Source organism: Pseudomonas mercuritolerans (genome assembly GCF_025706525.1).
Lineage (GTDB): Bacteria > Pseudomonadota > Gammaproteobacteria > Pseudomonadales > Pseudomonadaceae > Aquipseudomonas > Aquipseudomonas mercuritolerans.
Genome location: NZ_JAMSHA010000001.1, coordinates 258,826 through 284,144, shown reverse-complemented (window position 1 = coordinate 284,144; position 25,319 = coordinate 258,826). Strand labels below are relative to the sequence as shown.

25 protein-coding genes are annotated in these 25,319 nt (G+C 60.3%); 15 read left to right on the top strand and 10 right to left on the bottom strand.

All coding sequences use genetic code 11. The features are described 5' to 3' along the window. Nucleotides 1-84: 84 nt before the first annotated feature. Complete coding sequence (gene gloB, locus ND528_RS01360) at nt 85-852, bottom strand: hydroxyacylglutathione hydrolase (RefSeq protein WP_122750756.1); 768 nt, start codon at nt 850-852, stop codon at nt 85-87. 66 nt (nt 853-918) lie between these two features. On the opposite strand from gloB, the gene ND528_RS01355 reads away from it, so the two are divergent. The 4 genes from ND528_RS01355 (at nt 919) to ND528_RS01340 (ending at nt 4,107) form a co-directional block, all read left to right on the top strand. After that, nucleotides 919-1,677, top strand: a complete 759-nt coding sequence (locus ND528_RS01355; RefSeq protein WP_041480625.1) for a class I SAM-dependent methyltransferase — start codon at nt 919-921, stop codon at nt 1,675-1,677. Between the two features lie 90 nt (nt 1,678-1,767). Continuing rightward, nucleotides 1,768-2,238, top strand: coding sequence for a ribonuclease HI (gene rnhA, locus ND528_RS01350; RefSeq protein ID WP_123441684.1), 471 nt, complete (start codon nt 1,768-1,770; stop codon nt 2,236-2,238). A 203-nt stretch (nt 2,239-2,441) separates the two neighbouring features. After that, the gene (dnaQ, locus tag ND528_RS01345; RefSeq protein WP_130909529.1) at nt 2,442-3,200 is read left to right on the top strand and encodes a DNA polymerase III subunit epsilon; all 759 of its coding nucleotides are present in this window, start codon (nt 2,442-2,444) and stop codon (nt 3,198-3,200) included. A 292-nt stretch (nt 3,201-3,492) separates the two neighbouring features. Next, on the top strand, nt 3,493-4,107 hold the full coding sequence (locus ND528_RS01340) for a GNAT family N-acetyltransferase (RefSeq protein WP_263469402.1): 615 nt from the start codon (nt 3,493-3,495) through the stop codon (nt 4,105-4,107). On the opposite strand, the gene ND528_RS01335 is transcribed toward ND528_RS01340, so the two are convergent. Together ND528_RS01335 and ND528_RS01330 are read right to left on the bottom strand one after the other, a co-directional pair. Further along, entirely contained in the window at nt 4,073-4,966 is an 894-nt protein-coding gene (locus ND528_RS01335; protein WP_263469401.1) for a LysR substrate-binding domain-containing protein, read from the bottom strand. The two genes, ND528_RS01340 and ND528_RS01335, sit on opposite strands and share 35 nt — an antisense overlap. Before the next feature lie 85 nt (nt 4,967-5,051). Then, on the bottom strand, nt 5,052-5,282 hold the full coding sequence (locus tag ND528_RS01330) for a hypothetical protein (RefSeq protein ID WP_016774209.1): 231 nt from the start codon (nt 5,280-5,282) through the stop codon (nt 5,052-5,054). A 183-nt stretch (nt 5,283-5,465) separates the two neighbouring features. Here ND528_RS01330 and ND528_RS01325 point away from each other — a divergent pair, with 183 nt between their 5' ends. Together ND528_RS01325 and ND528_RS01320 are read left to right on the top strand one after the other, a co-directional pair. Continuing rightward, nucleotides 5,466-6,023, top strand: coding sequence for an NADPH-dependent FMN reductase (locus tag ND528_RS01325; protein ID WP_263469400.1), 558 nt, complete (start codon nt 5,466-5,468; stop codon nt 6,021-6,023). A gap of 149 nt (nt 6,024-6,172) precedes the next feature. Continuing rightward, complete coding sequence (locus ND528_RS01320) at nt 6,173-7,456, top strand: arsenic transporter (RefSeq protein WP_263469399.1); 1,284 nt, start codon at nt 6,173-6,175, stop codon at nt 7,454-7,456. Nucleotides 7,457-7,572: 116 nt separating this feature from the next. Here the strand turns inward: ND528_RS01320 and ND528_RS01315 are convergent, their stop codons facing one another. Then, nucleotides 7,573-8,523: a DUF1853 family protein gene (locus ND528_RS01315; RefSeq protein ID WP_263469398.1), complete on the bottom strand. Its 951-nt coding sequence runs from the start codon at nt 8,521-8,523 to the stop codon at nt 7,573-7,575. Nucleotides 8,524-8,637: 114 nt separating this feature from the next. Here ND528_RS01315 and ND528_RS01310 point away from each other — a divergent pair, with 114 nt between their 5' ends. From ND528_RS01310 to pepN, 6 genes are read left to right on the top strand one after another with little or no spacing between them, the layout of a single operon-like run. After that, nucleotides 8,638-9,528: an NAD(+) kinase gene (locus ND528_RS01310; RefSeq protein ID WP_016774212.1), complete on the top strand. Its 891-nt coding sequence runs from the start codon at nt 8,638-8,640 to the stop codon at nt 9,526-9,528. Next, a complete protein-coding gene (locus tag ND528_RS01305) occupies nt 9,528-10,499 on the top strand; it encodes a metallophosphoesterase (protein ID WP_024012499.1) in 972 nt (323 codons plus the stop codon). Before ND528_RS01310 ends, ND528_RS01305 begins: the two co-directional genes overlap by 1 nt. After that, entirely contained in the window at nt 10,496-11,365 is an 870-nt protein-coding gene (locus tag ND528_RS01300) for a rhomboid family intramembrane serine protease (RefSeq protein ID WP_073475289.1), read from the top strand. The genes ND528_RS01305 and ND528_RS01300 overlap by 4 nt, the downstream gene beginning before the upstream one ends. A 34-nt stretch (nt 11,366-11,399) precedes the next feature. Further along, nucleotides 11,400-11,660, top strand: a complete 261-nt coding sequence (locus tag ND528_RS01295) for a YeaC family protein (RefSeq protein WP_042609561.1) — start codon at nt 11,400-11,402, stop codon at nt 11,658-11,660. Continuing rightward, nucleotides 11,657-12,487, top strand: a complete 831-nt coding sequence (locus ND528_RS01290; RefSeq protein ID WP_016774216.1) for a DUF2797 domain-containing protein — start codon at nt 11,657-11,659, stop codon at nt 12,485-12,487. Before ND528_RS01295 ends, ND528_RS01290 begins: the two co-directional genes overlap by 4 nt. A gap of 10 nt (nt 12,488-12,497) precedes the next feature. Continuing rightward, entirely contained in the window at nt 12,498-15,155 is a 2,658-nt protein-coding gene (gene pepN, locus ND528_RS01285; RefSeq protein WP_263469397.1) for an aminopeptidase N, read from the top strand. 330 nt (nt 15,156-15,485) lie between these two features. Here pepN and katG read toward each other — a convergent pair whose 3' ends face one another. Then, nucleotides 15,486-17,762: a catalase/peroxidase HPI gene (gene katG / locus ND528_RS01280; RefSeq protein ID WP_263469396.1), complete on the bottom strand. Its 2,277-nt coding sequence runs from the start codon at nt 17,760-17,762 to the stop codon at nt 15,486-15,488. Nucleotides 17,763-17,980: 218 nt separating this feature from the next. Next, entirely contained in the window at nt 17,981-20,191 is a 2,211-nt protein-coding gene (locus ND528_RS01275; protein ID WP_263469395.1) for an LTA synthase family protein, read from the bottom strand. Between the two features lie 327 nt (nt 20,192-20,518). On the opposite strand from ND528_RS01275, the gene ND528_RS01270 reads away from it, so the two are divergent. Beyond that, a complete protein-coding gene (locus ND528_RS01270; protein ID WP_263469394.1) occupies nt 20,519-21,535 on the top strand; it encodes an ABC transporter substrate-binding protein in 1,017 nt (338 codons plus the stop codon). Nucleotides 21,536-21,571: 36 nt separating this feature from the next. On the opposite strand, the gene ND528_RS01265 is transcribed toward ND528_RS01270, so the two are convergent. Beyond that, nucleotides 21,572-21,769 (bottom strand): helix-turn-helix transcriptional regulator, encoded by a 198-nt coding sequence (locus tag ND528_RS01265; RefSeq protein ID WP_137213231.1) that lies wholly within the window; start codon nt 21,767-21,769, stop codon nt 21,572-21,574. After that, nucleotides 21,766-22,140: a hypothetical protein gene (locus ND528_RS01260; protein WP_130899769.1), complete on the bottom strand. Its 375-nt coding sequence runs from the start codon at nt 22,138-22,140 to the stop codon at nt 21,766-21,768. The genes ND528_RS01265 and ND528_RS01260 overlap by 4 nt, the downstream gene beginning before the upstream one ends. A 219-nt stretch (nt 22,141-22,359) precedes the next feature. Here ND528_RS01260 and ND528_RS01255 point away from each other — a divergent pair, with 219 nt between their 5' ends. Next, nucleotides 22,360-22,851 (top strand): hypothetical protein, encoded by a 492-nt coding sequence (locus tag ND528_RS01255; protein ID WP_071171860.1) that lies wholly within the window; start codon nt 22,360-22,362, stop codon nt 22,849-22,851. A gap of 90 nt (nt 22,852-22,941) precedes the next feature. Here the strand turns inward: ND528_RS01255 and ND528_RS01250 are convergent, their stop codons facing one another. Then, complete coding sequence (locus ND528_RS01250; protein ID WP_263469393.1) at nt 22,942-23,421, bottom strand: copper chaperone PCu(A)C; 480 nt, start codon at nt 23,419-23,421, stop codon at nt 22,942-22,944. Continuing rightward, nucleotides 23,421-24,026 (bottom strand): SCO family protein, encoded by a 606-nt coding sequence (locus ND528_RS01245; RefSeq protein WP_016774221.1) that lies wholly within the window; start codon nt 24,024-24,026, stop codon nt 23,421-23,423. Before ND528_RS01245 ends, ND528_RS01250 begins: the two co-directional genes overlap by 1 nt. Before the next feature lie 273 nt (nt 24,027-24,299). On the opposite strand from ND528_RS01245, the gene ND528_RS01240 reads away from it, so the two are divergent. Then, entirely contained in the window at nt 24,300-25,226 is a 927-nt protein-coding gene (locus ND528_RS01240; protein WP_130909539.1) for a Gfo/Idh/MocA family protein, read from the top strand. Nucleotides 25,227-25,319 lie beyond the last annotated feature (93 nt).

The following is a 25,319-nucleotide window of genomic DNA, read 5'->3' as shown; positions in this document are numbered from 1 at the left end:
TCCGGGCAAAAATGTCGGGCGATTCTAGAAAGCGCACCCCCTGCGGTCAACCATTGAGAATTTTTGCCCCGGCCGGCGCGCTTGTCAGAACTTGTCTTTCCATGCCCGCAGAGCCGCAAATACCTCGCTCGGCTCCCGGTTTTGAGCGCCTTCCCGTTCGTCCACTTTTTGTGTAACCAATGTTTCAGAAGTGCGTAAAAACGGATTGGTAAGCTTTTCCAGGGCCAAAGTCGACGGCAATGTCATCACGCCGTTCTGCCGTTGCTGCGTGACCTTTTCCAGACGGGCGGCGACTTCCGGATTGCCCGGCTCGACGGCGGCGGCAAATTTCAGATTGCTCAAGGTGTATTCATGGGTGCAGTAAACCAGCGTATCTTCCGGCAGGGCCGCGAGACGGCTGAGCGAGTGGTACATCTGCTCGGGTGTGCCTTCGAACAGCCGGCCGCAACCGGCGGCGAACAGGGTGTCGCCGCAGAACAGCAGGCCATGGTGGTAATAGGCGATGTGCCCCAGGGTATGACCGGGCACCGCATAAACGTCGAAGTCCCAGCCGAGCACGCTGACGCTGTCGTTGTCCTTGAGGGCTATGTCACGCGCCGGAATGCTTTCGCTGGCCGGACCGTAGACTTTAGCGCCGGTCGCCGCTTTCAGGCGCTCAACGCCGCCGACGTGGTCATGGTGATGGTGAGTGATCAGAATATCGCTGAGCACCCAGCCCGGATGCGCATCGAGCCACGCCTGCACCGGGGCGGCGTCGCCCGGATCGACCACCGCACAGCGCTGGGTCTGGTGATCCTGTAACAACCAGATGTAGTTGTCGGTGAACGCGGGCAGGGCACTGATCTGTATCATCGTCGGAATTCGCCAAGCGGAAAACATTGGCGCATCTTAGTAGTTCCTGGCGCGTTGGAGAATGACATGACCGATAAAGCGTTCGCTCAGGCCGATCCCGACTGGCTGGCATTGATCAGCGCCGCCCGCGAATGGCTGTCGGGGCCGCTCGGGCAATTTCTGCTGGATGAAGAGCGGCGCATGCTCGACGACGAGCTCGGTCGCTTCTTCGGCGGTTATCTGGTGCATTACGGCCCGTCCGCCGAAACCCCGCCGGCCGCGCCGCAAGTGCAGCGCAACGTGCGTCTCGGCGCGCCGTTGCCCGGGGTCGAGATCGTTTGCGAAGAGCAGGCCTGGCCGTTGAGCGAGCACGCCGCCGACGTGGTGGTGATGCAGCATGGCCTGGATTTCTGTCTGTCGCCCCACGGTTTGCTGCGTGAAGCGGCGAGCAGCGTGCGTCCCGGCGGGCATCTGCTGATCATCGGCATCAATCCCTGGAGCACTTGGGGCCTGCGGCATTTCTTCGCCAATGATGCCCTGCGCAAGGCGCGCTGCATCTCCCCGTCGCGGGTCGCCGACTGGCTCAATCTGCTCGGCTTCGCGCTGGAGAAACGCCGCTTCGGGTGCTATCGTCCGCCGCTCGCGTCGCCCAAGTGGCAGAACCGTCTGGCCGGCTGGGAACGCAAGGCCGGTGACTGGCAGCTGTCCGGCGGTGGCTTCTATCTGCTGGTGGCGCGCAAGATCGTGGTGGGGCTCAGGCCGTTGCGCCAGGAACGCCGCGAGCCGATGGGCAAGCTGATTCCGCTGCCGATGGCCAAGGTCAACCGCCGCCGCATCGAACCGTAAACCCTCTTTTATTTGTGGCCGGGCTTGTCCCGGCCGCGGTCATTGTCGATCCGTGATTGGCAGGACAGGCATTTTTCTGGAAAGACTGGCATGAGCGAAAGCGTGGAAAGCGTCGACACCGTAGAACTGTTCACCGACGGCGCCTGCAAGGGCAATCCCGGCCCCGGCGGCTGGGGCGCGCTGCTGGTGTGCAAGGGCGTCGAAAAGGAACTGTGGGGCGGCGAAGCCAACACCACCAACAACCGCATGGAGCTGCTCGGCGCGATCCGCGGCCTCGAAGCACTCAAGCGTCCCTGCGACGTGCTGCTGGTCACCGACTCGCAATACGTGATGAAAGGCATCAACGAGTGGATGGCCAACTGGAAGAAGCGCGGCTGGAAAACGGCTGCGAAAGAGCCGGTGAAGAATGCCGACCTGTGGAAAGAGCTGGACGAGCAGGTCAATCGCCACAAAGTCACCTGGAAATGGGTGCGCGGGCACATCGGCCATCACGGTAACGAGCGGGCGGACCAACTGGCCAACCGTGGAGTGGATGAAGTTCGCGGTTACAAGCAGAGCTGATTTCGCTTGTGAGCCGTGGCGCTGCCATTCGCGAGCAGGCTCGCTCCCACAGGGGAATGTATTCCGGGCCTTGAATTGGAATGCATTCCAATGTGGGAGCGAGCCTGCTCGCGAAGGACCCGCCACGGTGTGACTGAAACACCCCGCCGAGCGTGTTAACATCCGCGCCTTTGCACGATTGACCCGTTGAGAGCTGAGCACTGATGGCCACCAGATCCGTTGTACTCGATACCGAAACCACCGGCATGCCGGTGACCGATGGTCACCGGATCATTGAAATCGGTTGCGTCGAACTGATCGGTCGGCGCCTGACGGGCCGGCATTTTCACGTTTATCTGCAACCGGATCGCGAGAGCGACGAAGGTGCGATCGGTGTGCACGGTATTACCAACGAATTCCTCGTCGGCAAGCCGCGCTTTGCCGAAGTCGCCGACGAGTTCTTCGAGTTCATCCAGGGCGCACAGCTGATCATCCACAACGCGGCGTTCGACGTTGGCTTCATCAACAACGAATTCGCCTTGATGGGCCAGCACGATCGCGCCGATATCACCCAGCATTGCACCATCCTCGACACCCTGATGATGGCCCGGGAACGTCACCCGGGGCAGCGCAACAGCCTCGATGCATTGTGCAAACGTTACGGCGTCGACAACTCCGGCCGTGAACTGCACGGCGCCTTGCTCGACTCGGAGATTCTCGCCGACGTCTATCTGACCATGACCGGCGGCCAGACCAGCCTGTCGCTGGCTGGCAACGCCTCCGACGGCAATGGTACGGGCGAGGGCGCGGATAACTCGGCCACGGAAATCCGTCGTCTGCCGGCTGATCGCCAGCCAGCACGCATCATCCGCGCGACTGAAGAAGAACTGGCGGCGCATCTGGTGCGGCTGGAAATCATCGCCAAATCGGCGGGAGCGCCGGCGTTGTGGACGCAGATTGCCGAGGCTGATGCGCAGGCCTGAAAAACCTGAAGATCAAAAGATCGCAGCCTTCGGCAGCTCCTACAGGGATTGCATTCCATAGTAGGAGACGAGGAGGCAGCGATTTTTTGCGTTTGGCGACATGGAGCCAAGTTGCCACCCTCGCCACATTCGCTGCAACCCTCTACCCTGAGTGCACTGGTCAGGTGCAAATCTGCCGCCTCAGGACACTGAGCCTCATGTACAAAGAGTTGAAATTTGCGCTGGCAATCATCCATCGCGACAGCAAGGTCGACACCGTCGGCTGCGTCAAGGAATGAGGACTTTTCCCAGTATGCAACCGGTCATGAATCCGAAATACCCAGGGTTGTCGGTACGGGTCGCCGACGAAGGTTTTGCGCCGTATATCTGGGGCAGCGACTTCAGTTTCGAGGTGGCCGCCTATGGCGCTGCCGTGATCGGCAAGCCGGTCGAGCAGTGGCTGGTGACGCCAATCGTGCCGTATCGCAAGTGCTACGGCATCGATCCGGAAGAGTTCAGCGCTTTTCACAATGCGCCCGACAGCGCGATTTTCATGGCGTATCTGGATGACGAGCCGGTCGGTCACCTGGTGATCAGCACCAACTGGAACGGCTTTGCCCACATCGATGAACTGGCGGTGCATGCCCCGGCCCGTCGCCACGGCGTGGCCAAGGCGTTGCTCGATGTCGCGCAGTTCTGGAGTCGCAAGAAGAAACTGCCGGGCATCATGCTCGAAACCCAGAACAACAACCTCGGCGCCTGTCGGCTGTATGAGCGCTGCGGTTATGTGATCGGCGGCATCGACCAGTTGCGCTATCGCGGCATTGATGCGCACACCGCCGAAGTTGCCTTGTTCTGGTATCGCCTGTTCGACAATCCGCTGGAAAAACCACTCAGCTCGACAACATCGCCTCGGCTTGTTCCGTGACGATAGTCAGCAGTGTCTGAATCGCCGCCGACGGCGTGGCATGCTTGAAGGTCAGGGCATAGAGGCTGATCGGCACTGCCGGTGAGAGCGGGCAGACGTCAAGCCCACCGGCGCGGGCGCCCAACGCGGTGAAGGGATCGACGATCGCCAGACCTTCGCCGGCCTCGACCATGCTGCGCATCATCTGATGGGTCTGCACGCGGGTCTGAATGCTTGGTGCCGGCCGCAAGGCCTGAAGTTTGTTTTCCAGCGCCGGGCTCAGCGGATCCTGACCTTCGAGACCGACCATGGCCTGACCGGACAGGTCTGCCAGAGAAATATATTTCTGTTTCGGTTGCAGCCAGCCGTGCGGAGCGAGCAATTGCAGCTTGCCCTGGGCCAGCGGCTGGCAGTGGATATCGGGGTGTTCGGGATCGTGCAGGCTCAGGCCCAGATCGCTTTCGCGCAGTAACAGGCTGCGAACGATGTCGCGAGTCGGCGCGCTGAGCAGGCTGCACGGTGCGTCCGGCAAGCGCCGACGCAGGGTCGCAAGGCTTTGTGGCAGTAATTGCTGGGCCAGCGGCGGGGTGCCGATGATGCGCAAGGGCGGGGCGAGGTACTGCTTGAGGCTGCCGGCCAGACGCTGCACCGGCTCCAGCGCTTCATAGATGTGCGCGATTTCCACCTGCAGGGCGCGCGCTTCAGGGGTCGATTGCAGGCGCCCGCGAACGCTGGCGAACAGCATGAACCCCAGCTGACTTTCGGCTTCGCGCAAACGCTCTTCGACTTCGGTCACCGGCAGTTGCAGCCATTCGGCGGCGGTGCCCATGTGACCGGTCTGCAAGAGCGCCTGAATCACTTCGATGTGGCGTAAACGCATGCGTGAAGTCCATGTTCAGCAGGTGGGGTCAGACGCTGAATCCTACCCCAAGTCCGCTCGCATGACTTCTGCTCATAACGCTGGGTTATTGAGCGACGGTTGGCTCAGGTTCGCGAATCAGGGTAATGCCTGATTGAACCAGGAGAAACTCGCTGTCACTGACCTTGTTGACCCGATCGCCAATGGCCAGTCTGTAAATGGGCTCCGAGCCAGTGGATCCGTCTGCAGACGGGTTCGATTCCTGGAATTCATGCACGGAATAAACGCGGCCTTCCGCATCTCTTGCATGAAACTGACCGACGAGTACTGCTGCCATCTGCTTAGAACCTCTGGAGATAAAACGCTTGATTTGCGGCTTTGTAGACCGTCACCAAGCTCGGTAAGTTTTCCTACAGGAAAAAAATATTCGCCGCGCAGGAAAAACCAATGACCACTGGTGAAAGCGCCACTGGATCATCTATAACTAGCGACTCTTCCCACGGACCATCGAGAGTCTTCCATGAGCAATGTCTACAACGTCGCTGTAGTGGTCGGTAGCCTGCGCAAAGCATCGATCAATCGCAAAGTCGCACTGGCCATCGCCGAACTGGCACCGGCCAATCTCAAGCTGGAGATTGTCGAGATCGGTGAACTGCCGCTGTACAACGAAGACATCGACGGCGATTCTCCGCCGGCAGCCTACAGCACTTTCCGTCAGAAAGTGGCGTCATCCGACGCGGTGCTGTTTGTTACCCCCGAGTACAACCGCTCGATCCCGGCACCGCTGAAGAACGCGATCGACGTCGGTTCGCGCCCTTATGGCCAGAGCGCGTGGAGTGGCAAACCCGGCGCGGTTATCAGCGTATCGCCAGGCGCCATCGGTGGCTTCGGCGCCAACCAGCACCTGCGCCAGACCTTTGTTTTCCTCGATATCCATTGCCTGCAACAGCCGGAAGCGTATCTGGGCGGTGCGGGCAACGCGTTTGATGAAGCGGGCAAGCTGAGCGACTCGGTGAAACCGTTCCTGCAGAAATTCATCGATGCGTACGGCCAGTTCGTCGAGCAACACAAGAAATAAGCTCACCGAAACTCACTGTGGGAGCGAGCCTGCTCGCGAAGGCTGTGTGTCAGATAATAATTTCATGTCTGGCACACCGCCTTCGCGAGCAGGCTCGCTCCCACATTTGTTCGATTTCCACCCGTTTCGATATTTGAAGGCTCCTGCGAATGCTCGCTGCGTCACTGATTTTCCTGCTGACCATCACCCTCGTCATCTGGCAACCCAAAGGTCTCGGCGTCGGCTGGAGTGCAACGCTGGGCGCCGTGCTGGCGTTGATTTTTGGCGTCGTTCACCTCACGGATATCCCGCTGGTCTGGCAGATCATCTGGAACGCCACCGGCACCTTCGTGGCGCTGATCATCATCAGCCTGTTGCTCGACGAGGCTGGCTTTTTCAATTGGGCAGCGCTGCACGTGGCGCGTTGGGGGCGGGGCAGTGGGCGCAAACTGTTTGCCTTCATGGTGCTGCTCGGCGCGCTGGTCTCGGCGCTGTTCGCCAATGACGGTGCGGCGCTGATTCTCACGCCGATCGTGATTTCAATGCTGCTGGCGCTGCGATTCTCACCGGCGGCGACGCTGGCATTCGTCATGGGCGCCGGGTTCATTGCCGACACGGCCAGCCTGCCACTGGTGGTATCGAACCTGGTCAACATCGTTTCGGCGGACTTCTTCCACATCGGCTTCAACCGCTATGCAGCGGTGATGGTGCCGGTCAACTTCGTCAGCGTAGCGGCGACATTGGGCATGTTGCTGTGGTTCTTTCGCCGCGACATTCCTGCGTCTTACGACCCTGAACAACTGGAAAACCCGCACACCGCGATCCACGACAAGGCGACGTTCTACGCCGGTTGGGCGGTGCTGGTGATCCTGTTGATCGGCTGCTTCGCTTTGGAACCGCTGGGCATTCCAATCAGCGCAATTTCGGCGGTGTGCGCCGCGCTGCTGTTGGCCATCGCCGCGCGTGGGCACAAAATCTCCACGCGCAAAGTGATGAAAGAAGCGCCGTGGCAGATCGTCATTTTCTCGCTGGGCATGTACCTGGTGGTGTACGGCCTGCGCAACGCCGGGCTCACTGGTTACCTCGCCGGATGGCTGGACGTGTTCGCCGAGCACGGTGTATGGGGCGCGGCCATGGGCACTGGGGTGCTGACGGCGCTGCTGTCGTCGATCATGAACAACTTGCCGACGGTGTTGATCGGCTTGCTGTCGATCGACGCCAGTCAGGCCAGCGGCGTGATCAAAGAAGCGATGATCTACGCCAACGTGATTGGCAGCGACCTTGGGCCGAAAATCACCCCGATCGGCAGTCTGGCAACGTTGTTATGGCTGCATGTGCTGGAACGCAAGGGCATTCACATTGGTTGGGGCTATTACTTCCGCGTCGGGATTGTGCTGACGGTGCCGGTGTTGCTGGTGACGTTGGCGGCGTTGGCCGTGCGGTTATCCCTATAGATCGAGTTGCTCTTTTCGCGAGCAGGCTCGCTCCCACAGGGGATCGCATTCCACATTTGAAATGCATTCTCTGTGGGAGCGAGCCTGCTCGCGAATTGGGTCAGACACCACAAATCTCAGGTTTGCCCCGGGACATTCGGCCAAAGATCCGCCACCAGAAACAACCGCTCCGCCTCTTCCCATTCGCCCTGGGCGTTCTCGGTCAGGCGCACCATCAGCTGCGCCGGGGCCAGTGCTGGCAGGTCTTCCAGCCACAAACGCAGGTGCTCATCTGTCCAGACCTGATCCGCCGGGTAATGCGCCGGCGCCAGCCACGCATGGCGGGGCAGGGGTTGCCAGCGGCCCGGCGGGCGTTGGGCGACAAACGCCGGCCAGTCCTTCTGATGCAGCCAACTGCCACGCAAGTGTTGCGGATGGGCGCCGTGCGGTGAGTCGGCCTGCCCGGGCCACGGATACAGCAGGTAACCGCCCAGCCACAGCTGCGCGCTGAAGGTTTCGATATCCAGCGCCGCGAGCACTTCGCGGCTTTCCGGACGCGCCGAGATTGGAAGCTGATGCTCGGCCAGATGCGCCAGTTTGCGATCCAGCCGATCATGACAACCCGGCCCCAACCACTGCGCCGGATCGCGGCCATCGCCATCCTGCGGGCCAAGGTAGAGCTTGATCGCCAGTTCCAGATGATGCACGCCGTCGCGGTCACGCAGCAGCATGTCCAGCTCGCCAAGGGTGTGCCCGGCGCGGCGGATTGGCAGGTTGGCGGCGATCAATTCTATGCCCGGCGCATGCGAGACGGCGAACTGCCAAAGACGCTCGTAATACAGACCCAGACGCCGGGTGCGCGCCTGGGACAACCATTGCAGCAGGCCATAACTGTCGCGGTCGAGCTGGCGCAGCCAATGCTCGAGGCGCTGCGGGTCGTGCACCCAGTCGCTGCCCGCCAGCGGATGGCGCTGTGGCCACGGCGTGGCGGCGAGCATCGGCGGCGCGAGGATCACCCACGCCAGGTCCCGCACTTCGGGATGGCGTAACTGATGGGGCAACTGCAACAAATCGGGAAACAGGATCATCTTGCGAGCATAGCCTTAAACCTGAGCGCACCCTTGAGGCTGAAAGGATTTTGTCTATCTGGCGCTTTCGCCCATAATCGGGTTTTCGCGTTTTCGATTGTCCGCAGAGGTCCCATGGAGCAATTTCGTAATATCGGCATCATCGGTCGCCTGGGCAGTTCCCAGGTGCTGGATACCGTCCGCCGACTGAAACGCTTTCTGCTCGACCGTCACCTGCATGTGATCCTCGAAGACACCATCGCTGAAGTCCTGCCCGGCCACGGCCTGCAAACCTCGTCGCGCAAGATGCTCGGCGAAGTCTGCGACATGGTCATCGTCGTCGGCGGTGACGGCAGCCTGCTCGGCGCTGCGCGGGCGCTGGCCAAACACAATATTCCGGTGCTCGGCATCAACCGTGGCAGCCTCGGCTTCCTCACCGATATTCGCCCGGACGAGTTGGAAATCAAGGTCGCCGAAGTGCTCGACGGCCACTATCTGGTGGAAAACCGCTTCCTGCTGCAAGCCGAAGTGCGTCGCCATGGCGAGGCCATCGGCCAGGGCGATGCGCTCAACGACGTGGTGCTGCACCCGGGCAAATCGACGCGGATGATCGAATTCGAGCTGTACATCGACGGCCAGTTCGTCTGCAGCCAGAAGGCCGACGGCCTGATCGTCGCCACGCCGACCGGCTCCACCGCCTACGCGTTGTCTGCTGGCGGGCCGATCATGCATCCCAAGCTCGACGCTATTGTGATTGTGCCGATGTACCCCCATACCTTGTCGGGTCGGCCAATAGTGGTCGATGGCAACAGTGAGCTGAAAATCGTCGTGTCCAAAGATATGCAGATCTACCCGCAGGTCTCCTGCGACGGCCAGAACCATTTCACCTGCGCACCGGGCGACACCATTACCGTGAGCAAGAAAGCGCAGAAGCTGCGCCTGATTCATCCGCTCGATCACAATTACTACGAGGTGTGCCGCACCAAGCTTGGCTGGGGCAGCAAGCTGGGGGGCGGAGGCGACTGATGCTCGATCCCGCGCGCAGTTACGACCTGATCGGTGACGTGCACGGATGCGCCATGACCCTCGAACACTTGCTGGACCGTCTCGGTTATCACAAGCAGGGCGGGGTCTGGCGCCATCCGTCACGCATGGCGGTGTTCGTCGGCGACATCATCGACCGTGGCCCGCGCATTCGCGAGGCGCTGCACATCGTCCACGACATGGTCGAAGCAGGGCAGGCGCTGTGCATCATGGGCAACCACGAATTCAACGCGCTCGGCTGGGTCACCCCGGCGCCACCGGGCAGCGGCAAGCAGTTCGTGCGCGAACACACCAAGCGCCATGCGCGGCTGTTGCAGGAAACCCTGACTCAATTTGAAGACCATCCCGGCGACTGGCATGACTTCCAGCAATGGTTCTACGAGCTGCCGCTGTTCGTCGATGCCGGGCGCTTTCGCGTCGTCCATGCGTGCTGGGACGCCGGTCTGATCGAGCCGTTGCGGGCGTTGTTCCCCAATGGCTGCGTCGATGAGCATTTCCTCCAGGCCTCGGCCGTTCCCGGCAGCTTCGCCTGTACCGTGTTCGACCGCTTGCTGCGCGGCACCGACATGCGCCTGCCGGGCGGCTTGACCATGACCAGCGGCGACGGTCTGGTGCGTTCGTTCTTCCGCACCAAGTTCTGGGAAGACGATCCCAAAACCTACGGCGATATCGTCTTCCAGCCCGATGCATTGCCGGAGCCTGTCGCGCAGACGCCGCTGACTTCAACCGAAAAGAATTCCCTGCTGCGCTATGGCGTCGACGAGCCGTTGCTGTTCGTCGGCCACTACTGGCGCAGCGGCAAACCGGCGCCGATCCGCCCGAACCTCGCGTGCCTGGATTACAGTGCGGTGCTCTACGGCAAACTGGTGGCCTATCGTCTGGACCAGGAAACGCGCCTGGATCCGCAAAAATTCGTCTGGGTCGATGTCGAGCGGCCGGAGGTCCTGCAATGAGTGCGGTAGCGGTATTGCGCCTGCCGTTGGCGGTGGATTTGAGCGGTTTTGTCAAACTGCTGCAACGCATGCAAGTGCCCCATCGTGTCAGTGAAGAGGCGGGCGAGCAGGTGCTATGGGCGCCGGAGGAAATCAGCGAGGACGTGCGTTCGCTGTACGAGCGCTTCCCGGCCGGCGACCCGGATCAGCAACTGGACATTCCCGTGGGCCAGACCTTTAAACGGCCAGGTTTCGCCGAACAGCTGAAACACGCCAGGGCCACGGGATTGATTCTGCTGTTGAGCCTGATCGTTGGCGGTCTGACTTTCCTCGGCGAAAACCTTGAGACCCTGCGCTGGCTGACCTTCCTCGATTTTCGCGTGATCGGCGAGTACATCCACTTCACGCCACTGGCCGACAGTCTGGCGGCAGGGCAGTGGTGGCGGCTGGTCACGCCGATGCTGATCCACTTCGGCATCCTTCATCTGGCCATGAACGGCATGTGGTACTGGGAGCTGGGGCGGCGCATCGAGTCGCGCCAGGGCAGCATCAACCTGATCGGTCTGACGCTGCTGTTCAGCCTGGTGTCCAACTACGCCCAGTTTGTCTGGAGCGGCCCGAGCCTGTTTGGCGGGCTGTCCGGCGTGCTTTACGGCTTGCTCGGGCATTGCTGGATCTTCCAGCTGCTGGCGCCGAACCCGGCCTATCGCCTGCCGCGCGGCGTGCTGGTGATGATGCTGGTGTGGCTGGTGGTGTGCATGTCCGGGCTGATCTCGCTGATCGGTTTCGGCCAGATCGCCAACGCCGCGCACCTGAGCGGGTTACTCATCGGATGCTTCACCGGTTTGTTGGGCGGTTTGTATAACCGCCGTAAACTGGCCGTCTAAAATTTTTGGTTCAGCAAAGAGCACGGAGACCCTGATGTCCTCTTTCAACGACATGATCAGCAACATCACCCCGGACATCTACGAAAGCCTGAAACTCGCCGTGGAAATCGGCAAGTGGTCCGACGGTAACAAACTCACCGCCGAACAGCGCGAGCTGTCGTTGCAGGCGATGATTGCCTGGGAAATCCAGAACCTGCCGGAAGACCAGCGCACTGGCTACATGGGCCCGCAAGAATGTGCGTCGAAGTCGATCGAAGTGCCGAACATCCTGTTCAAGTCGGATGCCATCCATTGATCGAGATTGGCCGCGGTGCAATCAGCAAAATGTCGGCGCGCCTGGACGGGTCGAACGTGCAATACGCGTTTCGTCTGGATGACGTCGAGGTGCCGGTCAATCCGTTGATCGGCAGCACGTTGCGTCTGGAATTCCTGGGGGCGATCCACTGCACCCATTGCGGGCGCAAGACCAAGACCAGTTTCAGTCAGGGTTATTGCTACCCGTGCATGACCAAACTGGCGCAGTGCGACCTGTGCATCATGAGCCCGGAGCGTTGCCACTTCGACGCCGGCACCTGCCGTGATCCGGTGTGGGGCCAGCAGTTCTGCATGACTGATCATGTGGTCTACCTGGCCAACTCGTCGGGGATCAAGGTTGGCATCACCCGTGCCACGCAGTTGCCGACCCGCTGGCTCGACCAGGGTGCGAGTCAAGCCTTGCCAATCATGCGTGTATCGACACGCCAGCAATCGGGGTTTGTCGAGGACCTGTTCCGCAGCCAGGTGGCGGACAAGACCAACTGGCGCGCGCTGCTCAAAGGTGATGCGGCGGCGGTGGATCTGGCGCAGGTGCGCGATCAGTTGTTCGAAAGCTGCGCCGAAGGCCTGCAAGGGTTGCAGGAGCGATTCGGCCTACAGGCGATTCAGACGATTGCCGATGTCGAACCGCTGGAAATCCGCTATCCCGTCGAGCAATACCCGGCGAAAATCGTCAGCTTCAACCTGGACAAGAACCCGATTGCCGAAGGCACGCTGCTGGGGATCAAGGGGCAGTACCTGATCTTCGACACCGGCGTGATCAACATTCGTAAATACACGGCGTACCAGCTCGCCGTGCATCAATAAGGATTCCAGCATGCGCACCGAACAACCGAAGATGATCTATCTCAAGGACTATCAGGCGCCCGAGTACCTGATTGACGAAACGCACCTGACCTTCGAGTTGTTCGAGGACCACAGCCTGGTTCACGCGCAACTGGTGATGCGCCGTAATCCTGAACGTGGCGCCGGCCTGCCGCCGCTGGTGCTCGACGGCCAGCAACTCGAGCTGCTGTCGGTGACGCTGGCGGACCAGGAGCTGAGCGCTGCTGACTATCAAGTCTCGGACAGTCACTTGACCCTGCAGCCGACCAGTGAAACGTTCACCCTCGACACCAGCGTGCGCATCCACCCGGAAACCAATACCGCGCTGGAAGGCCTGTACAAGTCCGGCACGATGTTCTGCACTCAGTGCGAGGCCGAAGGCTTTCGCAAGATCACCTATTACCTCGATCGCCCGGACGTGATGAGCAAGTTCACCACCACCGTCGTGGCTGAACAGCACAGCTACCCGGTGCTGCTCTCCAACGGTAACCCGATCGCTTCCGGCCCCGGCGAAGACGGCCGGCACTGGGCTACCTGGGAAGATCCGTTCAAGAAACCGGCGTATCTGTTCGCGCTGGTCGCCGGTGATCTGTGGTGCGTCGAAGACACCTTCACCACCATGAGCCAGCGCAACGTCGCGCTGCGCATTTATGTCGAGCCGGAAAACATCGACAAGTGCCAGCACGCGATGAACAGCCTGAAGAAATCCATGCGCTGGGACGAAGAGGTCTACGGTCGCGAGTACGATCTGGACATCTTCATGATCGTCGCCGTCAACGATTTCAACATGGGCGCGATGGAGAACAAGGGCCTCAATATCTTCAACTCCAGCGCCGTGCTGGCCCGCGCCGAAACTGCCACCGACGCTGCGCACCAGCGGGTCGAGGCGATCGTCGCCCACGAATACTTCCACAACTGGTCGGGCAACCGCGTGACCTGCCGCGACTGGTTCCAGCTGTCGCTCAAGGAAGGCTTCACGGTGTTCCGCGATGCCGGTTTCTCCTCGGACATGAACTCGGCGACGGTCAAGCGCATTCAGGACGTGGCGTACCTGCGTACCCACCAGTTCGCCGAAGATGCCGGCCCGATGGCCCACGCCGTGCGTCCGGACAGCTTCATCGAGATTTCCAACTTCTACACCCTGACCGTGTACGAAAAGGGCTCGGAAGTGGTCGGCATGATCCACACCCTGCTGGGCGCCGACGGCTTCCGCAAGGGCAGCGATCTGTACTTCGAGCGCCACGACGGCCAGGCCGTGACCTGCGACGACTTCGTCAAGGCCATGGAAGATGCCAATGGCGTTGATCTCAGCCAGTTCAAGCGCTGGTACAGCCAGGCCGGCACACCGCGTCTGGCCGTCAGCGAGTCCTACGACGCTGCGGCGAAAACCTACAGCCTGACCTTCCGCCAGAGCTGCCCGCCGACCCCGGACAAGGTGGAAAAACTGCCGTTCGTGATCCCGGTCGAGCTCGGCCTGCTCGACAGCCAGGGCAATGAAATCGCCCTGCGTCTGGCTGGCGAAGCCTCGGCACAAGGCACCACTCGGGTGATCTCGGTGACCGAAGCCGAGCAGACATTCTCTTTCGTCGACATCAACGAACAGCCGTTGCCGTCGCTGCTGCGCGGCTTCTCGGCGCCAGTGAAGCTGAGCTTCCCGTACAACCGCGATCAACTGATGTTCCTGATGCAGCACGACAGCGACGGTTTCAATCGCTGGGATGCCGGTCAGCAATTGTCGGTGCAAGTGCTTCAAGAGTTGATCGGCCAACATCAGAAAGGCGAGAGCCTGAAGCTCGATCCGCGTTTGGTGTCGGCGCTGCGCACGGTGCTGTCCGACGAGTCGCTGGATCAGGCGATGGTTGCCGAAATGCTTTCGCTGCCGGGTGAGGCCTATCTCACCGAGATCAGCGAAGTGGCTGACGTCGAGGCGATTCATGTCGCTCGCGAGTTCGCCCGCAAGCAACTCGCCGAAGGCTTGTTCGAAGCGCTGTGGCTGCGTTATCAGGCCAATCGCGACTTGTCGAAAAAGACTCCGTACGTGGCCGAGGCCGAGCACTTCGCCCGTCGCGCCTTGCAGAACATCGCCCTGTCGTACCTGATGCTCAGCGGCAAGCCGGAAGTGCTGGCGGCGGCGCTCGAGCAGTTCGAGACCGCCGACAACATGACCGAGCGCCTGACTGCGCTGGCGGTGCTGGTCAACTCGCCGTTCGAAGAGCAGAAGGCTTTGGCTTTGGCGAGCTTCGCCGAGCACTTCAAGGACAATCCGCTGGTCATGGACCAGTGGTTCAGCGTGCAGGCCGGCAGCACCTTGCCGGGCGGTTTGGAGCGGGTGAAGGCGTTGATGCAGCACCCGGCGTTCAACATCAAGAACCCGAACAAGGTGCGGGCACTGATCGGCGCGTTCGCCGGGCAGAACCTGATCAACTTCCACGCGGCGGACGGTTCCGGTTATCGCTTCCTTGCCGATCTGGTGATCGAACTGAACGGCTTCAACCCACAGATCGCCTCGCGCCAACTGGCCCCGCTGACCCGCTGGCGCAAATACGACAGCGCGCGTCAGGCATTGATGAAGGCTGAGCTGGAGCGGATTCTCGCTTCGGGGTCGTTGTCCAGCGACGTGTATGAAGTGGTAAGCAAAAGCCTCGCGTAACCCGATCATTTAGGAGCTGTCGAGGGAAACGAGGCTGCGATCTTTTGATTTTGATGATCATAAAGGTCGGTATTCCAGCTTCAGACCGCCCCTCACCCTAACCCTCTCCCAAAGGGAGAGGGGACTGACCAGGTGAATATTCGAGTTACACCGACCTGAAATTCCGGCATCGAACTCAGGTCTTGAAACCAACAGGGATCGGCTCCCTTTCCCCCTCTCCCATTGGGAGAGGGCTGGGGTGAGGGGCTGGTTATCTCCCGCACCACATAATCCGAAGCAAACAAAAAAATGCCGCTCAACGAGCGGCATTTTCATTGGCACAATAAACAGCTACTTGCGCAGATCAAACCGATCCAGATTCATCACCTTTGTCCATGCCTTGACGAAATCGTTGACGAACTGCGCCTTCGCGTCGGAACTGGCATACACCTCGGCCAATGCGCGCAATTGCGCATTCGAGCCGAACACCAGATCCACCCGAGTCGCCGTCCACTTTGGCGCCCCGGTCTTGCGGTCACGGCCTTCAAACTCATCGGCATCCCTTGAAGTTGGGGTCCACTCAACTCCCATGTCCAGCAGGTGGGTGAAGAAGTCATTGCTCAGCGTTTCGGTTTTATCGGTGAACACGCCATGCCGCGTCTGGCCGACATTGGTGTTCAACACTCGCAGACCACCCAGCAGCACGGTCATTTCCGGTGCCGTGAGCGTCAGCAACTGCGCCTTGTCGATCAGCAGGGTTTCCGCCGCAACCGTGTATTTGCCTTTGCTGTAATTGCGGAAGCCATCGGCAATCGGTTCGAGGAAGCCGAACGATTCGACATCGGTCTGCTCCTGCGAAGCATCGACGCGGCCCGGTGAAAACGGCACCGACACCGAATGCCCGGCGTTCTGCGCGGCTTTTTCCACCCCGGCATTACCGGCCAGGACGATCAGGTCCGCCAACGAGATCTTCTTGCCATTGGCAGCAGAACCGTTGAACTCGTTCTGAATGCCTTCCAGTGTGCTTAGCACCTTGTCCAATTGCTCGGGCTGGTTGGCCTGCCAGAACTTCTGCGGGGCCAGACGCAAGCGTCCGCCGTTGGCGCCGCCGCGTTTGTCTGAACCGCGGAAGGTCGATGCTGCAGCCCACGCGGTCGAAACCAGTTGCGACACTGACAACCCTGAAGCCAGCACTTTGTTTTTCAGCGCAGTGGCGTCGCTGTCATCGATCAGCGGATGAGTTACGTCTGGCAGCGGGTCTTGCCAAAGCAATTCCTCTTGTGGCATTTCCGGGCCGAGGTAGCGAGAGAGCGGGCCCATGTCCCGATGGATCAGCTTGTACCAGGCGCGGGCGAATGCGTCGGCGAGCTGATCGGGATTGGCCAGGAAACGCCGGGAAATCTGCTCGTATGCAGGATCGAAGCGCAACGCCAGATCGGACGTGAGCATGGTCGGCGAGAGCTTCTTGTTCGGATCGTGTGCGTGGGGAACGGTGCCTGCACCGGCGCCGTTTTTCGGTTGCCACTGATTGGCGCCCGCCGGGCTTTTGGTCAGCTCCCACTCGAAGCCGAACAGGTTTTCCAGATAGTTGTTGCTCCACTTCGTTGGTGTGGTGGTCCAGGTCACTTCCAAGCCGCTGGTGATGGTGTCGGCGCCTTTACCGGTGCCGAAGGCGTTTTTCCAGCCCAAGCCTTGCTGCTCCAGACCGGCCGCTTCCGGCTCTGGGCCGACATTGTCGGCCGGGCCGGCGCCGTGGGTCTTGCCGAACGCGTGGCCGCCGGCGATCAGCGCCACGGTTTCTTCATCGTTCATGGCCATGCGGCCGAAGGTTTCGCGAATATCCTTGGCCGAGGCCACCGGGTCCGGGTTGCCTTCCGGGCCTTCAGGGTTGACGTAGATCAGGCCCATCTGCACGGCGGCGAGGGGATTTTCCAGGTTGCGTTCGCCCTGATCGGTGCGGCTTTCTTCACGGCCATGCAAATCAGGCTCAGCCACCAGCGTACCGTCGCCGGGCTCCTGCACCGGGCCGTTGCTCTTGCCGTAACGGTTGTCGCCGCCCAGCCACTCGGTTTCCGAACCCCAGTACACATCTTCATCCGGTTCCCAGACATCGGCGCGACCACCGGAGAAACCGAAGGTCTTGAAGCCCATCGACTCTAGGGCGACGTTGCCGGTGAGCACGATCAAGTCGGCCCAGGAAATATTGCGTCCGTATTTCTGCTTGATTGGCCAGAGAAGGCGGCGGGCCTTGTCGAGGCTGACGTTGTCCGGCCAGCTGTTGAGCGGGGCGAAGCGTTGCTGTCCGGAGCCGGCGCCGCCACGGCCGTCGGCGGTGCGATAGGTCCCGGCGCTGTGCCAGGCCATGCGCACGAACAGCGGGCCGTAATGGCCGAAGTCGGCCGGCCACCAGTCCTGAGAATCAGTCATCAGTGCTTTGATGTCTTGTTTCAGCGCCTGGAAGTCGAGGCTTTTGAAGGCTTTGGCGTAGTCGAAGTCCTGGCCCAGCGGATCGGACTTGGGTGAATGCTGGCTGAGGATTTTCAGATTGAGTTGATTCGGCCACCAGTCACGGTTCGTCGTACCGCCGCCGGCGGCGTGGTTGAACGGGCATTTCGATTCGTTTGCCATGTTCGTATCCCTATCAGGTCTGCGGCCGGCTCGTGCCGACTTCGGACTGGTAAGGCTAGACCCGAGTTGGCAAGTCGGCTAATAGCCCGACTATTGGATACCGATAGGCAAACTCTTTCACCGCACAGGTAGGAACTGCCGAAGGCTGCGATCTTTTGATCTTTGTTCATCAAAAAATCAAAAGCAAAGATCGCAGCCTTCGGCAGCTCCTACAGGGGTTAGCTCGATTGTGCGGTGTCGTCCTCCGGCACGTCGTCGAGGATGTCTTCCTGGCCGGGCAATTCGGTGATGACGCTGAAGTCGCTGACTTCTACTGCGCCTTGCCCATAACCCAACAAATGAAACGAGAAGGCTTTGCGCGGCTGCGGGTTTTCAAAGCTGAAATCCATCTCCAGCGGCTGGTCCGCCGTGGCGATCATTTCTGTTGGCAGGCCCAGTTGCACGTCCTGTTCAAATTCCTTGGCCTTGAGCTGAATGTACGCCGCCTGCTGCGGATCGACCGAGCGCACGGTCAGGCGCACGCGGGTGTGCGAGCCTTTGGGCATTTCCAGGTATTGCGCGCCGATAAGGTTGTCGGCCCAGTCATCCTTGATCTGCGCTTGCAGAGGGATGATGTTGTTGCTGCCGAACTGGTAGCGATGATTGAGTGGTGTGCGCAGCAGGGACAGGTCCAGCGCATCGGCGCGCGCGGCGATCTGCCGGGCCGGGTGGCCGCTGTAGGTGCCTTTGTAGGTGGCACTGTCAGCAATGAAACCGGTGCTTTGGTAGTAGCGGCAGCGGCGCGGCAGGTCGCATTCGGAGAAGATGCCCTGGCCGTCGTGATAGCGCAGCTTGCCGTTGGTGAACGACATGATCTCGCGCCCGGAATCGTAGTCGCGAAACAGCGAGCGGCCGCTCAGCGCAGTCGGCACCGGCAGGTCGAAATAGTCGAGGATCGAGGTGCTCAGATCGACGTGACCATAGACCCCGGCATTCAGGCGCGGCAGTTGCGCCTGCTCCGGCGCCAGCGTCAGATTGAAACCCCACGAGGAGGCCAGCCGCACGCCGTCGATGCCGTGGGATTCATCCGAGGTGATCACCACCAACGTGTCCTTGAGAATGCCTTGGCGCTCCAGCCCCGAAAGAAATTCATCCAGCGCATCGTCGAGATAACCCACAGCAGCCTGCTTTGGCGTTTCATAACGCTGCAGATAATCGTCCGGTGCGGAGTAGGGCTGGTGGGTACCGACCGTCAGCAGCGTGAGCATCCATGGCTGTTTTTGCTTCTTCAGTTGGCCGACGTAATCCAGCGCGCCTTCGAAAAACGCCTTGTCATCCTTGCCCCAGGGGAATTCCAGGTAGTTGCTGTTGCTGAACCATTCCAGACCGTGGGTCGCATCGAAACCGATGTGCGGCATGATCTTGTCTTTGGCCATGAAGCGCAGGCCCGCGCCCTGCAAGTAATGCGTGCTGAAGCCGTGCTCGCGCAATTGTGCCGGCAGGCAGGCCTGATTGCGTTCGTTGAGGGTGAGCATTTCCACGCCTTTGGGCGTGCCATTGTTGAGCTTGTCGTAGTCACCGCACAGCATGGCGTACAGACCGCGAATGGTCTGATGGGTGTGCAGCACGTAATCCGGGGTGTTCATGCCGCGCTCGGCCCAGCGGCTGAGGTTGGGCATCAGGTCTTCCTGATAATGACTGCCGATCGCCTCACGGTTGGCACGGATGTAGGCGCCGGGGATGCCTTCGAGCGCGATGATCAATACATTGCGCGCCTGGCCCGGCGCGGCGAGCAGCTTCTGGCCATTGAGATCGACGTCGGTGAGCCCGGCCATCGCCGGTGTGGGTTCTTCAACGTCGCCGTGGAGCCATTCCTCGGCCTGGATCTGCAGGTCGGCGACTTCACTGGCGAGCAACTGATGCGGCAGGTTGTACAGGCGCCAGGCGTCGCCGTCATTCGGCCACAGGTTTTGCGCGCCCCAATGTGCGGCGAACAACACGATTGGCGCGGCCCAGACGGAGCGAGGCAGAGCAGGGCGAGACAAGCCGCGACCAACAAGCTGAGTCAGCAGCCAGAAAGCCAGGGCACCCAGCAAAGCCATGGCCAGGGCAGGGTGCGCAAGTCCGCCGCCAGTGGAATTCTCGACGAACTGCGGGTCGATCAGATAGTGAATATCCGAAGGCGTCGGCAGGCGGCCGACGGCGCTGACCAATTCTGCCGTGGCGACCGCCAGCAGCGCCCAGAACATCAGCACCGGCAATGCCAGCCACCATGCGCGGCGATGCAGCGTCACCACCAGCAAACTGCCCACGGCCAAGTCCGACAGAAAGCCCAGCGGTGTCGACCAGCCCAACGCTGCACGCAGGCACACCGGCACGATCAATACCAGAACGATGAGAGAAAAAAGGCGGGCATTCGGCCGCCGCAGCCAGTTGGAAAGAGCACTCACAAAAAAGGCCTGCATGTCATCAAAGGGTCAAAAAAGTGTGGGTGATGATACCAAGGGCAAGAAGGCTGATCGGCTTTTTAAACCTGCGGCTGGCGATCGCTGGAACGGCGCGTGCCCATAGCGGGCGTGGGTTGTGGGACGTATGGCCGTTTTTCGGAGCGGCAGTTTTTTGTTTCAGACTGTTGTAGGTCCATCCACTGCTCCTGAATTCCAGCAGCAGACGTCAAATCGCTCAGTGCTATCGATATGCGATAAAGATATTTAATTTCAATTTTTTATAGCTATAAAGTCAGGCTTTTCAGCCCATCCCCATGCTGCGAGGTTGTCATGGCCACACCGTTCAAACGTTCTGCGCTGACTCTGTTGGCCGCAACTCTGGCAGCGGGCGCGCTGTTCAGCAGCGGCGCCCGGGCCGAGGGCAAAATCAGCATCGCCCAGCAATTCGGCATTGGTTACCTGATTCTCGACGTCGTGCGCGATCAACAATTGATCGAGAAACACGGCAAGGCCCAGGGCCTGGAGATCAAGGTCGACTGGAACAGCATTTCTGGCGCCACGGCGATGAACGAGGCGCTGCTGACCGGAGCGCTGGACGTGGTCTCGGCCGGCGTGCCGCCGATGCTTACTGTGTGGGACCGCACCAAGGGCAAACAGAACGTCAAAGCCATCGCCGCGCTGGGCTCGATGCCCAATTACCTGCTGACCAACAACCCGAATATCAAAACCCTCAAGGACTTCAGCGACAAGGATCGCATCGCCGTGCCAGCCGCAGGCGTAGGCTTCCAGTCGCGCACCCTGCAGATTGAAACCGCCAGGGAATACGGTAATGACCAGTTCAAGAAGTTCGACAACATTTCGGTCAGCCTGCCGCACCCGGACGCCACCGCCGCGCTGATAGCTGGCGGCTCGGAAATCAACTCGCATTTCTCCAGCCCACCGTTCCAGTACCAGGCGCTGCAAAACCCCAACGTGCACAAAGTGCTGAGTTCCTACGACATCCTCGGCGGCCCGGCGACGTTCAACGTGCTCTACACCACGGAAAAATTTCACGACGACAACCCGAAAACCTACAAGGCGTTCTACGACGCACTGGCCGAAGCCGAGCAGATCATCAAAGCCGACAAGCCCGCCGCTGCCCAGGCCTACATCCGCGTAGAGCAATCGAAATTGCCCTTGGCTCTGGTCGAGCAAATCGTCAAAGACCCGGAAATCGACTTCACCGTCGTACCGCAACGCACGTTCATCTACGCCGAGAAATTGCAGGAACTGGGTGTGTTGAAAAACAAGGCGGGGAGCTGGAAGGATTACTTCTTTGAAGAGGCGCATGGTGGTGCGGGGAGTTGATCGAACAGGGGCAACGTGTGTTGCCCCTTTTGCCATTCAAGATTCGCCATCATCAAAAATGCTCTCAATCGGCAGCTCAAACGCCCGGGCAATCTGAAACGCCAATGGCAGGCTCGGATCGTAGCGTTCGTTTTCGATGGCGTTGATCGTCTGGCGCGACACTTTCAGGCGTTCGGCCAGATCGACCTGCGACCACTTGCGCTCGGCGCGCAATTCCTTGAGACGGTTTTTCATTGGTAGCGGCGTCGCGCAATGTGCAGGCCGACAATCCACATCAGCCCCATTACCGGCCACACACACGTCCACGGGATATGCGGGGCGCCGACGTTTTCCAGAAAACCGTAGCTGAAGGTCACCAATGCCGAGGCGGCAAAGGCGAACCCCAAGGCTTCGAACTGGATGCGCAGATGCATTTCGTCCATGCGCCGCATGTTCCGCACGATGGCCCAGCACATCAGGGCCGCCGGAATGATCGGCGTCAGTGCGACGGCCGAGCGCAGCACGAGGTGCGCATCCATCAGGTATTGCGAGGCAATCAATGATGCTGTCAGCACCAGCATGTAGAGGATTAACGCTGCGCCCAATTCGAGGTGGTACCGGTTCATTCTTCACTTCCTATGTAAAAGACCCTTTACATGGTTGCTGATGTTGTTTCAGATGTAAAGCACGCTTTCCATCAGGCTGGTTACTTCGAACACGCTCGAGCCGGATAACTTGCAGCCGGGTTCACGCTTCTGGACAGCGTATTAGCCACTCAGTAGCATTTGCCTCCAACGGATTTTCCCTTCGCACGTCGTCCGGCGTGGAACGCTCAAGGAATCGACATGCGCGACACTCCCGCTGACTCACAACGAACGGTCGTGACCTTGGTCAACGGCGAGATTCGCTGTGACACCCAGATCAGTTTCAGCTCCGTCTCGCTCGTCGATGGCGAAATTCGCGTGCATCGTGCTGAAGGCAATCAGATCGAGGTGCCTGTGCCCGGGGCGGACTTCGCGCTGCGCTTTGATCTGCAGGGGATGCAGAAAGTACCGGAGGCGCCACAGACGCCGGTCGAACCGGTGCCTGCCGACGACAGTTTGAAGTTGTTCAACTCGAAAACCGTGTGGGTCACACTGGCGCTGTGGTTCTTCGTGAGTTCGGTGTTCGGTTGGTTGGGGATCGTGGTAGCAGTCGGATATTTCGCTTACCACTGGCGTCAGGTCACGAAGCGCAAGGAACAGTTGGCCAAGGCGACCGTCGTTGAACCCATGACCCGTTCCAGCTCAGGGATGTCACCGGAAAGCGTGCGCAACGCATTGGCCCGCAAGCGTTAATTCTGCACACATCAAAAAAAAAAGGGGCGGCCTGATCATCGATCAGGCCGCCCCGTTTTTCTGTCGGGCGAACAGTATTTTCGTCAGCGATCAATGCATCTTGCTGTGATCGTGGCCGCCCATGTTGGTCAGCGCGCGGACCGGTGCTTTGACTTCGATGGTTTCTTTCTCGCCCTTGGCGTTTTCCACGGTCAGGGTCAGCGGCACGCTGTCGCCTTCCTTCAACTGACCGGTCAGGCCCATCAGCATGACGTGGTAGCCGTTCGGATCGAAGCTCACGGCTTTGCCGGCAGGCAGCTCAACCGACTTTACCGGGCCCATGGTCATCACATCGTTCTGCATGCTCATTTCGTGAATCTGTACGTCCTTGGCCACTGGCGAGGCGACGCTGAGCAGTTTGCTGTCGCTGTCGGCAGTGACGGTCATGAACGCGCCGCTGGCAGACTGGGTCGGCACCGTTGCACGGACCCAGGCGTCGTCGACTTTGGTCTGCGCCGACGCCTGAAAGGCCAGGCCGAGCAGGGACAGTGCACATACGGTGCGTTTGAGGTGATTCAGAACGGGATGCATCAGCAGACCTCCATAACAGTAAGCAAATCTTCCGTGCACTCTTGGGCTGTCAGCGAAGTGGACAGGCCCAGGCGCAACTCACCACGCGAGTCGTAGACGTAGCTGGTGGACGTATGGGAGATGGTGTAGGTGTCGCCGGCGGGGACTTTCTCGTAGAACACGTCGAATTCCTTGGCGGTGGCCTTGGTTTCCTCAAGCGTGCCGTACAGCGCGACGAAGCTCGGGTCGAAGGCTTTGACGTAGGCGTCGAGGATCTGCGGCGTGTCGCGTTCCGGGTCGAGGGTGATGAACACCACCTGCAAACGGTCGCCGTCGCGGCCCATCAGTTTTTTGATCTGTGCGGCGCGGGCCAGGGTAGTGGGGCAAACGGCCGGGCACTGGGTGAAGCCGAAAAAGATCATCGGCATCATCCCGCGAAAGCTCGACAGCGACATGGTTTCGCCTTCGGGATTCTTCAGCTTGAAGGTGCGTCCGAGGATCTTGTCACTTAGATCCTTGCCGTACTTGTAGGACAGTTGGCCACGGGTATCGCAACCGGCGAGCAGGCCGAGCCCGAGCACGCCCATTCCCGCAAGTACCTTGCGGCGAGTCAACAAAGCCGTCATCTAATACCGCCTTTTGCAGCCCGCGAGTCGGCAGGACTGGCGGGGGGTTAACCGTAAAAGCGCCGCATGATAGCAAATTGAGGCTGATCGCCGGCTGCCGATCGCCGCGCAGTGCGGGATCGGACGACAAAAGGTGTAAGAAGAAATGACGAATAAGCCATGCGTTCGCCGCGAGCAAACCTGATTTAAATAGTATGACGATTGGAGGCGAGCGCAGAAACACGTACTCTTGCCGCTGCGCTGCAACGACCAAAACAACAACAGGAGTCTGTAATGCAACCGATTCGTCTCGGCCTGGTGGGCTACGGCAAAATTGCCCAGGATCAACACGTCCCCGCCATCCTCGCCAACCCTGCGTTCCAGTTGGTGGCGGTCGCAACCCAAGGCAAACCTTGCGCCGGGGTGGAGAACTTCCAGTCGCTGGGCGAACTGCTCGAAAACGGCCCGACTGTCGACGCAATTGCGTTCTGCACGCCGCCACAAGGGCGCTTCGCGCTGGTGCAACAGGCATTGGCGGTCGGCAAGCACGTGCTGGTGGAAAAGCCGCCTTGTGCAACATTGGGCGAAGCCATGGCCTTGGTCGATCAAGTCGCGGAACAAGGCGTCAGCGCTTTGTTCGCCTGGCATTCACGCTATGCACCGGGCATCGCTGCTGCACGTGAATGGCTTGCCAGCCGCACCCTGCAAAGCGTGCAGATCGACTGGAAGGAAGACGTGCGCAAGTGGCATCCGGGCCAGGCGTGGATCTGGCAACCGGGCGGCCTCGGCGTCTTCGACCCGGGCATCAACGCCTTGTCGATCATCACCCACCTGCTGGCGCTGCCGCTGTTTGTCGAAGCCGCCGAACTGCGCGTACCGAGCAACTGCCAGTCGCCGATTGCCGCCTCGATCAAAATGTCTGACGCACGTCAACTGGACGTCCGCGCCGAGTTTGATTTCGACCACGGCCACGACGAACTGTGGAGCATCGAAATCCGCTGCACCGAGGGCGTTCTGCGCCTGGACAATGGCGGCGCGGTGCTGAGCATCGACGGCGTGCGCCAAAGCGTCTCGGAGGAGGGCGAGTACGCAGCGGTCTATCGCCACTTCCAGCAATTGATCAGCGACAAGGCCAGCGACCTGGATCTGCAACCGTTGCGCCTGGTGGCGGACAGTTTCTTTGTCGGTAGTCGGGCGTTGGTTGAGCCGTTTTACGATTGAGTGAATTTCAGCTTGAGTCGTCAGGGCGCGTAAGCAGGTCTGCGTCGCGCAGGCCGCCAGACAAATAAAGCCTGCTTTTAACAGCAGGCTTCT

What these genes read in the sequence shown, in the direction of transcription:
- ND528_RS01270 (WP_263469394.1), top strand. Translation starts at nt 20,519, where the DNA reads ATGGCCACACCGTTCAAACGTTCTGCGCTGACTCTGTTGGCCGCAACT.
- ND528_RS01255 (WP_071171860.1), top strand. Translation starts at nt 22,360, where the DNA reads ATGCGCGACACTCCCGCTGACTCACAACGAACGGTCGTGACCTTGGTC.
- ND528_RS01355 (WP_041480625.1), top strand. Translation starts at nt 919, where the DNA reads ATGACCGATAAAGCGTTCGCTCAGGCCGATCCCGACTGGCTGGCATTG.
- ND528_RS01240 (WP_130909539.1), top strand. Translation starts at nt 24,300, where the DNA reads ATGCAACCGATTCGTCTCGGCCTGGTGGGCTACGGCAAAATTGCCCAG.
- ND528_RS01300 (WP_073475289.1), top strand. Translation starts at nt 10,496, where the DNA reads ATGAGTGCGGTAGCGGTATTGCGCCTGCCGTTGGCGGTGGATTTGAGC.
- ND528_RS01335 (WP_263469401.1), bottom strand. Translation starts at nt 4,966, where the DNA reads ATGCGTTTACGCCACATCGAAGTGATTCAGGCGCTCTTGCAGACCGGT.
- dnaQ (WP_130909529.1), top strand. Translation starts at nt 2,442, where the DNA reads ATGGCCACCAGATCCGTTGTACTCGATACCGAAACCACCGGCATGCCG.
- ND528_RS01250 (WP_263469393.1), bottom strand. Translation starts at nt 23,421, where the DNA reads ATGCATCCCGTTCTGAATCACCTCAAACGCACCGTATGTGCACTGTCC.
- ND528_RS01295 (WP_042609561.1), top strand. Translation starts at nt 11,400, where the DNA reads ATGTCCTCTTTCAACGACATGATCAGCAACATCACCCCGGACATCTAC.
- ND528_RS01265 (WP_137213231.1), bottom strand. Translation starts at nt 21,769, where the DNA reads ATGAAAAACCGTCTCAAGGAATTGCGCGCCGAGCGCAAGTGGTCGCAG.
- katG (WP_263469396.1), bottom strand. Translation starts at nt 17,762, where the DNA reads ATGGCAAACGAATCGAAATGCCCGTTCAACCACGCCGCCGGCGGCGGT.
- ND528_RS01330 (WP_016774209.1), bottom strand. Translation starts at nt 5,282, where the DNA reads ATGGCAGCAGTACTCGTCGGTCAGTTTCATGCAAGAGATGCGGAAGGC.
- rnhA (WP_123441684.1), top strand. Translation starts at nt 1,768, where the DNA reads ATGAGCGAAAGCGTGGAAAGCGTCGACACCGTAGAACTGTTCACCGAC.
- ND528_RS01320 (WP_263469399.1), top strand. Translation starts at nt 6,173, where the DNA reads ATGCTCGCTGCGTCACTGATTTTCCTGCTGACCATCACCCTCGTCATC.
- gloB (WP_122750756.1), bottom strand. Translation starts at nt 852, where the DNA reads ATGATACAGATCAGTGCCCTGCCCGCGTTCACCGACAACTACATCTGG.
- ND528_RS01305 (WP_024012499.1), top strand. Translation starts at nt 9,528, where the DNA reads ATGCTCGATCCCGCGCGCAGTTACGACCTGATCGGTGACGTGCACGGA.
- ND528_RS01245 (WP_016774221.1), bottom strand. Translation starts at nt 24,026, where the DNA reads ATGACGGCTTTGTTGACTCGCCGCAAGGTACTTGCGGGAATGGGCGTG.
- ND528_RS01315 (WP_263469398.1), bottom strand. Translation starts at nt 8,523, where the DNA reads ATGATCCTGTTTCCCGATTTGTTGCAGTTGCCCCATCAGTTACGCCAT.
- ND528_RS01340 (WP_263469402.1), top strand. Translation starts at nt 3,493, where the DNA reads ATGCAACCGGTCATGAATCCGAAATACCCAGGGTTGTCGGTACGGGTC.
- pepN (WP_263469397.1), top strand. Translation starts at nt 12,498, where the DNA reads ATGCGCACCGAACAACCGAAGATGATCTATCTCAAGGACTATCAGGCG.
- ND528_RS01325 (WP_263469400.1), top strand. Translation starts at nt 5,466, where the DNA reads ATGAGCAATGTCTACAACGTCGCTGTAGTGGTCGGTAGCCTGCGCAAA.
- ND528_RS01260 (WP_130899769.1), bottom strand. Translation starts at nt 22,140, where the DNA reads ATGAACCGGTACCACCTCGAATTGGGCGCAGCGTTAATCCTCTACATG.
- ND528_RS01310 (WP_016774212.1), top strand. Translation starts at nt 8,638, where the DNA reads ATGGAGCAATTTCGTAATATCGGCATCATCGGTCGCCTGGGCAGTTCC.